This window comes from Bradyrhizobium ingae (assembly GCF_055791185.1).
Window position 1 is genome coordinate 55,017 of sequence record NZ_JBVUBB010000042.1, and the last position, 8,183, is coordinate 63,199.

The 8,183-nt window shown below is 63.1% G+C and carries 7 protein-coding genes and 1 pseudogene; 5 read left to right on the forward strand and 3 right to left on the reverse strand.

Features of this window, described 5'->3' with window-relative positions; translation table 11 throughout:
• Positions 1 to 151: 151 nt before the first annotated feature.
• The 4 genes from ACV1FX_RS36100 (at position 152) to ACV1FX_RS36115 (ending at position 4,567) form a co-directional block, all read left to right on the forward strand.
• Positions 152 to 1,492, forward strand: a complete 1,341-nt coding sequence (locus ACV1FX_RS36100; RefSeq protein WP_473122297.1) for an MFS transporter — start codon at positions 152 to 154, stop codon at positions 1,490 to 1,492.
• 39 nt (positions 1,493 to 1,531) lie between these two features.
• The gene (gene rhmD, locus ACV1FX_RS36105) at positions 1,532 to 2,716 is read left to right on the forward strand and encodes an L-rhamnonate dehydratase (RefSeq protein WP_473122298.1); all 1,185 of its coding nucleotides are present in this window, start codon (positions 1,532 to 1,534) and stop codon (positions 2,714 to 2,716) included.
• 199 nt (positions 2,717 to 2,915) lie between these two features.
• A complete protein-coding gene (locus ACV1FX_RS36110) occupies positions 2,916 to 4,061 on the forward strand; it encodes an alpha-hydroxy acid oxidase (RefSeq protein ID WP_473122299.1) in 1,146 nt (381 codons plus the stop codon).
• A gap of 197 nt (positions 4,062 to 4,258) precedes the next feature.
• On the forward strand, positions 4,259 to 4,567 hold the full coding sequence (locus ACV1FX_RS36115; RefSeq protein WP_473122300.1) for an ArsR/SmtB family transcription factor: 309 nt from the start codon (positions 4,259 to 4,261) through the stop codon (positions 4,565 to 4,567).
• On the opposite strand, the gene ACV1FX_RS36120 is transcribed toward ACV1FX_RS36115, so the two are convergent.
• The 3 genes from ACV1FX_RS36120 to ACV1FX_RS36130 all read right to left on the reverse strand — a co-directional run bounded on the left by ACV1FX_RS36120 (position 4,555) and on the right by ACV1FX_RS36130 (position 7,761).
• Positions 4,555 to 5,379 (reverse strand): polysaccharide deacetylase family protein, encoded by an 825-nt coding sequence (locus tag ACV1FX_RS36120; RefSeq protein WP_473122301.1) that lies wholly within the window; start codon positions 5,377 to 5,379, stop codon positions 4,555 to 4,557. The two genes, ACV1FX_RS36115 and ACV1FX_RS36120, sit on opposite strands and share 13 nt — an antisense overlap.
• A gap of 107 nt (positions 5,380 to 5,486) precedes the next feature.
• Positions 5,487 to 6,404, reverse strand: a complete 918-nt coding sequence (locus ACV1FX_RS36125; protein WP_473122302.1) for a polysaccharide deacetylase family protein — start codon at positions 6,402 to 6,404, stop codon at positions 5,487 to 5,489.
• A gap of 127 nt (positions 6,405 to 6,531) precedes the next feature.
• Entirely contained in the window at positions 6,532 to 7,761 is a 1,230-nt protein-coding gene (locus ACV1FX_RS36130; RefSeq protein ID WP_473122303.1) for an MFS transporter, read from the reverse strand.
• A 142-nt stretch (positions 7,762 to 7,903) separates the two neighbouring features.
• On the opposite strand from ACV1FX_RS36130, the pseudogene ACV1FX_RS36135 reads away from it, so the two are divergent.
• A pseudogene (locus ACV1FX_RS36135) lies at positions 7,904 to 8,092 on the forward strand (LysR family transcriptional regulator); the annotation flags it as partial.
• Between the last annotated feature and the right edge of the window lie 91 nt (positions 8,093 to 8,183).

Consider the following 8,183-nt stretch of genomic DNA (forward strand, 5'->3'; position numbering starts at 1 on the left):
ACACCAAGGCTCGGTTCACAGCAAGGCTCCGTTCACAAGACCAAAGACCGCCGGACGTGCTGCCCAGCGCGCCCGACAAGGCGGCATGCGCAAGTGCAACCCCAGGGAAAACGCCAAGAAAAACCACAAGGAAAACCACAAGGAGGACCCCATGAGTTCACAGATATCGATCGATGCCTCTACAGGATCGCCTGCCGCGAATACGGCCATCAACGCCAAGGTGACGGCGCGGTTGCTTCCATTCCTTTTGCTGATGTATGTCCTGGCCTTCCTGGACCGGGCCAATATCGGCTTTGCCAAGGCGGCTTTCCAGGCCGACGTCGGCATCAGCAACGCCGCTTACGCGTTCGGCGCCTCGATCTTCTTCGTCGGCTATGCGCTGTTCGAGATCCCCTCGAACCTCATCATGCATCGCGTGGGCGCCAAGCTGTGGATGGCGCGCATCATGGTGACGTGGGGGATCATCTCGGCGGCGATGATGTTCGCCCGCGGCGAGACGACGTTCTACGTCCTGCGCGTTCTGCTCGGCATCGCGGAGGCTGGATTCTTCCCCGGCGTGATCCTCTATCTCACCTACTGGTTTCCCTCGCAGGCCCGCGCCCGCGCCATGGGGCTGTTCTACTTCGGCGCCCCGCTCGCCTTCATTTTCGGTAGCCCGCTCTCCGGCCTGTTGCTGGAATTCGACGGTATCGCAGGCCTCCGGGGTTGGCAGTGGATGTTCCTCGTCGAAGGCCTTCTTGCCTCCATCGTCGGAGTCTGGGCCTACTTCTACCTCGACGATCGTCCGGCGAATGCGCGCTGGCTGTCGGAGAGTGAAAAGCGCGAGCTCGGCGCGGCGATCTATGCCGAGGAGAACCACAAGCACACACACGGTCCCGCCAGCGTAATGGCAGCTTTCGGCAATAGTCGCGTGCTTTACCTCTGCCTGATCTATTTCATCATTCAGATGAGCGTCTATGGCGTCGTCTTCTATCTTCCGACGCAGGTCGCAGGCCTTCTCGGTCGAAACGTCGGCCTCACCGTCGGCTTCGTGGCGGCCATTCCGTGGGTCTGCGCGCTGGTCGCCGCCTGGTTCATCCCGCGCCTGTCGGACGCCACCGGTGAGCGCTGCCTGGTCGGCGCGGTGACGCTGGCGGTCGCAGGCATCGGTATTGGCGCTTCGGTCGCGAGTTCGTCGCCCGCACTTGCCTTGCTCGCTCTGTGCTTCGCCGCCGCCGGCTTCATCGCGGTGCAGCCGATCTTCTGGACGTTTCCGACAAGCTATCTCGGCGGCACTGCTGCGGCCGGTGGCATCGCGCTGATCAACTCGCTCGGAGCGCTCGGCGGCTTCGTCGCCCCGAACCTCAAGACCTGGGCCGAAAGCGCCTTTGCCTCACAGACTGCGGGTCTCTACCTGCTGGCCGCAATGACGCTTGTCGGCGCGGTCCTGATCTTCGGTCTCGGCCTGCTCGGACTTAGAGGCAACGTCGCTGTCGATGCGAAGACGCGCTGACCCGAAACGACAATAGACTCAAACAATCGAGGTGACCCCATGAGCACACCGACCATCCGTGACGTTCGCGCCTACACCACCCGCGGCGGCGGCGCCGACTATCATGACCAGAGTGGCTATCACTGGATCGACGACCACATCTCCACGCCGATGGCCCGGTATCCTGAATACCGTCAAAGCCGCAAGTCGTTCGGCATCAACGTGCTGGGCACGCTGCTGGTCGAAATCGAAGCGTCCGACGGCACCATCGGATTTGCCGTCACGACCGCCGGCGAGATCGGCGCCTTCATCGTCGAGCGGCACCTTTCGCGCTTCCTGATCGGCCGCAAGATCACCGAGATCGAGAAGATCTGGGACCAGATGTTCCATGCGACGCTGTACTACGGCCGGAAGGGCGTCGTGTTGAACGCCATCTCGGTGGTCGACCTGGCGCTATGGGATCTGCTCGGCAAGGTGCGGCAAGAGCCGGTCCACGCCCTGCTCGGCGGCCCCGTGCGCGACGAGCTGCAGTTCTATGCCACCGGCGCGCGTCCTGACATCGCCAAGGAGCTGGGCTTCATCGGCGGCAAGCTGCCCCTGCTGCACGGTCCGGCCGAAGGCGATGAGGGTCTGAAGCAGAATATCAAGATCATCGAGGACATGCGCAACAAGGTCGGCGACGACTTCTGGCTCATGTATGACTGCTGGATGAGCCTCGATCTCAACTATGCGACGCGACTCGCGCACAAGGCGCACGAGTTCGGATTGAAGTGGATCGAGGAATGCCTGCCCCCCGACGATTATTGGGGTTATGCCGAGCTCAGGCGCAACGTGCCGAAGGGCATGCTGGTCACGACCGGCGAACATGAAGCGACGCGCTGGGGTTTCCGCATGCTGCTCGAAATGGGCTGCTGCGATATCATCCAGCCCGACGTCAACTGGTGCGGCGGCATCACCGAGCTGATCAAGATTTCGGCGCTCGCCGATGCGCATGGCGCGCTGGTGGTCCCTCACGGCTCCAGCGTCTACAGCTATCATTTCGTGATCACGCGTCACAACAGCCCGTTCACGGAGATCATCATGACGGCGCCCCACGCCGACAAGGTGCTGCCTGCCTTCACGCCGCTGCTGCTCGACGAGCCGATCCCGGAAAAGGGCCGCATGAAGGCCTCGGCTCTCGACAAGCCCGGATTCGGTGTGCGCATCAATCCGGAGATCGAATTGCACCGGCCTTATCAACCCTGATCGGGAGCGCAGGGCCTGGCGCGCTCGGAACGGTTCGGATGGTCAACCATCCGAACCGAAATCCGGCGCGCCAGCGTCAGACAGTAGCGGGCATCAAAGGCCTTCGGGTAATATTGCCGGCGATGTGTTTCCCCCGGTGAGACGCGGCCAGCCGAGACCGGCAGCGCCTTGCGGACCTGGATCGGGCTTGAGAGCGACCATGAATTTGCGCGACTGTCACAACTTTCACGATTTCCGCCGCCTCGCCGAGCGCCGGCTGCCCGGCCCGATCTTCAATTACATCGACGGCGCCGCAGACGATGAGGTGACATACCGGCGCAACACGAAAGCCTTCGAGGACTGCGACCTCGTCCCCAACGTTCTGCGCGGCGTGGAGAAGGTCGATCTCTCCGTCGAAGTCATGGGCCAGAAACTGGCGCTGCCGATCTACTGCTCCCCGACCGCCTTGCAACGTCTTTTCCACCATCAGGGCGAGCGCGCCGTCGCCGCCGCGGCCGCGAAATTCGGCACCATGTTCGGCGTGTCCTCGCTCGGGACGGTCAGCCTCGAGGAGCTGCGCAAGGCGCACGACACGCCGCAGGTCTACCAGTTCTATTTTCACAGGGATCGAGGCCTCAACCGGGCCATGATGCAGCGGGCCAAGGACGCCGGTGTCCAGGTCATGATGCTGACCGTCGACAGCATCACGGGCGGCAACCGCGAACGCGACCTGCGCACCGGCTTTTCGATCCCGTTCAGGTTGACCCTTGCCGGCATGCTGCAGTTTGCGATCAAGCCGAGGTGGGGAGTGGATTATCTCACCCATGAGCGGTTCAAGCTCCCGCAACTCGACGAGCACATTGATATGAGCGGCGGGGCGCTCTCGATCGGCCGCTATTTCACCGAAATGCTCGACCCATCCATGAACTGGGACGATGTGGCCGAGATGGTTCGCTTGTGGAACGGCCAATTCTGCCTCAAGGGCATCGTGTCGGTGGCCGACGCCAGGCGGGCCGTCGAGATCGGGTGTACCGGCATCGTCATCTCGAACCATGGCGGCCGGCAACTGGACGGCTCTCGTGCCGCGTTCGATCAGCTCGCCGAAATCGTCGATGCCGTGGGTGACCGGATCGACGTGCTCATGGATGGCGGGGTGCAGCGGGGCAGCCACGTCCTGAAGGCCCTCTCGCTCGGCGCAAAGGCTGTCGGTCTTGGTCGCTATTATCTCTACCCTCTGGCAGCTGCCGGCCAGGCCGGCGTCGAACGCGCGCTCGGCATGATGCGCACCGAGATCGAGCGCGACATGAAGCTGATGGGCTGCACCTCGATCAGCCAGCTCTCGCGTGACAATCTGCGGTTCAGGTGAATGACAACAAATACGCCGTTGACGTCGAAACTCCATCCTTCGGAGACAGTCCGCCTGGGTGGACGCCTGATCGGCCGGGTAAGCCAAGCGTGAATAAAGTTAAACTGGGTCGCTGATGCGGCTCGAGACTACCGTGGCATCGACTCTGTACATTTCGCTTATCGGCCGCATCTTGCGGCTCTATGATGGTCGCAATCATGAAAGGTCGCCGTTTCGTTCATCCTGACCCAAGGAGGATCGCACTTCCGAAGGTTCTGCTCGCGTTGAGCGATTCGACGCGGCTGCGGATCGTCCGGACGCTCTTGGATGGGATGGAGCGAACGGTGGACGATCTGCGTGGCGAACTCGCGAAATCTACGATGAGCTATCATATGCGCGTCCTGCGCGAATCGGGCCTCACGCATACCCGCTCCGAAGGGGCTCGCTGCTTTGTGTCCTTGCGGCGCGAGGAGATCGAGAAGCGGTTTCCGACGATGCTCGACGCCATTCTGCGTCAGACTGGCTGAGCCAAAGAGCGATCCATGGTGTCCATGAGCTCGTGGCGAGCAATGTCTGCAACCTGGTCCGTAGTGGTCAGGACGACACCACCCGCTTTCCGGACGGCTTCCAGAACATGGCATAGCGCGCGGAAGCGATAGGCTTGGCCGGAGACAAAGGGATGGAGGGTGATGTTCAGGCACGTGCCGCCTTCGGCAAGCAGAACCGGCAAGGCTTCGACGACTGAGTTGGACCATTCGTCGGGCGTCAGCCTGCGCACCCACATCGCTTCAAGATCATTCCACATGATCTGCGCGGGCAGTGCGACCAAAGGATGTGGTGCGGTCCGCAGGAGATGGGGACGGTCATCATTTGCCCAATCAGTCGTGTAGGCGAACCCGCTTTGGGCTAGCAGATGCGGGGTTCTGGCGCTCTCGTTGAAATCCTGTCCGGCCCAGCCCTTGGGAATGGTGCCGGTTGTGGCGCGGAGCGCCTCGCGGCTCTCCTCGATAAGCTCGCGCTCCTCTTCTTCGGTCATGGTACTCGATATCCGCCTGTGGGCTTCTGTTCCGTGCGCGAGGAAGACCGATCCCTGCCGCGAGCACGCGTCCACTATTTCCGGATGGCGTATCGCCGCCGCGGCGCCGAGCGCGACCGACGGTTTGATGTCGTAACGGGCAAGAGCCTCCAGCACGCGGAAGATGCCGATCCTCACACCATATTGGCGCATGGACCAGGTCGCCCAATCTGGTGTCGCCGAGCCGAGCGGCGATACGATCCGTGGATCGGGATTGGCTCCAGGAACAGGCTGGAGCTCCCAATGATCGACAATGATGGTCACCGTCGCTGCCACGCGTGCCCGATCAGGCCAGTGAAAACGTGGAGCTCCCGGCGATATCCTGTAGATGCCGTAAGGATCGAGCGGCTGTCCGGCGGAGCGGGCGTCCGTCATGGTGCATTCTCGCCGGCCCACGCGTGGATTTCCGTTGCCGCATGGTGACTGGCGTACCAGTCGACAATCTCGCCTCCCGTGGCGGGCCAGACGCCGGAATGACCGAGGATATACGCCAGCGCATCGCGCAGATGGCCGATGCGGTGCGGCTGCCCGATGAGGAAAGGGTGGAGTGCAATGCAGAGGACGCGACCTTGCTCGCCGCCTTCCTCGTAGAGGCGGTCGAACTGGTCGCGCAGCATTTGCGCAAAAGCTGCCCCTTCCTGTCCACGCCCGAAAAAAGAACCGTCGTTGACGTCGAGTGAGTAAGGCAGGCTGAGAAGCGAGCCCTCGGCGACCTTCAGCGGGACGGGCTGGTCGTCAAACACGAGGTCGCAGACATAATCGAAGCCGGCCGCAGCTGCGAGCTGGAACGTGTTGAGCGTGTTCGTGAAAGCCGGGCTAAACCATCCGCGCAGGCGCCTGCCGGTCAGGCGCAGGTGAATGTCTTTGCACAAATCCATCGCCGCGCGCTCGTGCTCGGGAGCAAGACCCCAATGATGGCGGGTGTTGTAGAGGCCGTGCGCCATATATTCCCACCGGCGCTGCTCCATCGCCTCGAGGATGGGCGGGAAGTGCTCGATGACCGCCATGTTGAGACTGACTGTCGCCCGCAGGCCGAATGCGTCGAGAACATCAAACAGTCGCCAGAGACCGACCCGGTTGCCATAATCCGCGCGTGTATAGCCGAACAGGTCGGGATGGGGTGAACGCGGCCAGGGGTCCTTACTCCATCCTGGCGCCGGCACATATTCATAGTGCTCTATGTTCGGGACAATTAGCAGCGCCACCTTCGCGCCGTCAGGCCAAGTCAACTTGGGTCGGGTTTTGATCGACGAATAGGCGACGACGGAGTCGAACGTTATGTGTTCCATGTTCGACGAACATAGAACATGTGGTCTGGACGTGCAAGTCGAGCATGATTCAGCGCGGCGCGCCGGCGAGTGGTTGCGAAGCCGATCCGCCGCCGGATCTGCCAGGAAGCGGTGTCGCAGGTCTAGTCTAGGCCACGGCGCAGGAGTCGACGGCACACCGTCGTTTGCGCCGTAGCAGCCAGGCTGCGATCGCCATGTTTGCGATGTTCCAGGCGATGCCGTTGACCAGCGCCGAGGCGTAGGAGCCGGTCCGGTCGTAGATCGCGCCGGCCATCCAGCCGCCCAGCGCCATGCCGGCGAGAGTGACGGAGATGGCGAGGCTGACGCGAAAGCCGGCCTCCTGCGCCGGGAATAACTCTCGGATGATCACCGCATAACTCGGCACGATGCCGCCCTGCGCCAGGCCGAAAATGGCGGAAATGACGTAGAGTGAGACCAGCCCGTTGAACGGCAGATAAAGCGCGAGGGCAATGGCCTGCATCGCCGAGCCCAGCAGCAAGGTCGGCAGGCCGCCGATCAGGTTCAACACCCCGCCGAAGATCAGCCGGCTCGCCACACCAAAGCCGAGCATGACCGCCAGCATCTCGGCGCCGCGCGCAGGGCCGTATCCCAGATCGCCGCAGTAGGCGACCAGGTGGACCTGCGGCATCGACATGGCGACGCAGCAGCACATGCCGGCCAAGGCGAGCAGGCCTTGCGTGACACTCGGAGCGAGGCCTATGGCCTGGATGGTATTGCCGGTGCTCGCTGCTTCCGGGATGGTCTTGTGAAACACCGGTCGCCGCAGCAGAACCAGGGCGAGCGGCAGCATCGTTGCCAGACAGAATATGCCGATGCCGATATGGGTCTGCCGCCAGCCGGCCGCAGCGATGAAATGTTGGACGATGGGCGGCCAGCCCACTCCGGCAAGAGAGCTGCCGGCAGTAGCCAGGGAAATGGCGAGGCCCCGGTGCCTGTCGAACCACAGCGAGACGTCAGCCACGAGGGGCGCGAAACTCGCCGCGCCGCCGAGTCCGATCGTGACGCCGGAGATCACCGCAAAGACGGACAGGTTGGGAGCATAGGCGGTGAGGACGTAGCCGAGGCTCATCAGGACCGTGCCGGCGGCCAGGGGTGGCAGGATGCCGAAGCGATCCGCCAATCGGCCGACAATGATGCCGCCGATCATGAAGCCGATGGTGGCGAGCGTGTAGGGCAAGGCCGCGTCGGCGCGAGGCGCATTGAAATCGGCCTGCACCGCCGGCAACGCCACGACCAGAGACCACATGCCGACGCAGCCCAGTGTGCTGAGGGCGATGGAGACGGCGAGGCGTATCCAGGAATACGAAGTCTCGATCGACGACTTTTCAGGCGGCACTGCGGCAGGTTTCCTCGGGTCTGCGACCAGGTCAGCCCTGGGGTAGCGCCCGCCTTCACCGGCGACAAAGCAGGATTTCTCTTTTGTAGAGCGAGCGAAACTTATGCATCCTCTCGCCCTACCGCATCGCCCGGAGCCGGCCATGACGTATCTCCTGCCGCCACTCAATGCCCTGCGCGCCTTTGAGGCCGCCGCCCGCCATCTCAGCTTCAAGCAGGCCGCCCATGAGCTGCACGTCACAGCCGGCGCCATCAGCCAGCAAGTCCGTCTGCTGGAGGAGCGGCTGGGGGTGCAGTTCTTCGAGCGGCGGACACGGCAGGTCATTCTGACGCTGTCTCTTATACACATCTGACGCTGCCGACGACTAGTAAAGGGGGGGGGGGGGGGGGGGGGGGGGGGGGGGGGGGGGGGGGGGGGGGGGG

Bases quoted from the DNA above. Each gene is read 5' to 3' on its own strand.
- ACV1FX_RS36100 (WP_473122297.1), top strand. From the start codon at position 152: ATGAGTTCACAGATATCGATCGATGCCTCTACAGGATCGCCTGCCGCG.
- rhmD (WP_473122298.1), top strand. From the start codon at position 1,532: ATGAGCACACCGACCATCCGTGACGTTCGCGCCTACACCACCCGCGGC.
- ACV1FX_RS36110 (WP_473122299.1), top strand. From the start codon at position 2,916: ATGAATTTGCGCGACTGTCACAACTTTCACGATTTCCGCCGCCTCGCC.
- ACV1FX_RS36115 (WP_473122300.1), top strand. From the start codon at position 4,259: ATGAAAGGTCGCCGTTTCGTTCATCCTGACCCAAGGAGGATCGCACTT.
- ACV1FX_RS36125 (WP_473122302.1), bottom strand. From the start codon at position 6,404: ATGGAACACATAACGTTCGACTCCGTCGTCGCCTATTCGTCGATCAAA.